The organism is Nocardiopsis lucentensis DSM 44048, from assembly GCF_000341125.1.
Lineage (GTDB): Bacteria > Actinomycetota > Actinomycetes > Streptosporangiales > Streptosporangiaceae > Nocardiopsis > Nocardiopsis lucentensis.
The window spans coordinates 1-229 of sequence record NZ_ANBC01000022.1; the positions used below are offsets into that span (position 1 = coordinate 1).

The window sequence follows — 229 nt, forward strand, 5'->3', positions numbered from 1 at the left end:
GGTGCGGCGGGTAGGCCCCGGGCATCCCCGGCCGAGGGTTCGTGGAACCGGGGTGGACCCCGAAGGGCGGCGGGGTGTTGCTCATGGGCTGGCCCATGGGGCGCGGGTTCGATGTACCCGGGTTCTGGCCCATGCGCGGGTCGGACACGTGCGGCGGGTAGCCCCCGAAGCCCTGCTGGGGACCCGAGGGCGGCGGCGCCTGGTGACCCATCGGCGGGACCTGCCCGCC

At 76.4% G+C, this 229-nt stretch carries 1 pseudogene; it reads right to left on the bottom strand.

Annotated features, from left to right (window positions below):
* Nucleotides 1-211, bottom strand: a pseudogene (locus D471_RS41220) (serine/threonine protein kinase); the annotation flags it as partial.
* Nucleotides 212-229 lie beyond the last annotated feature (18 nt).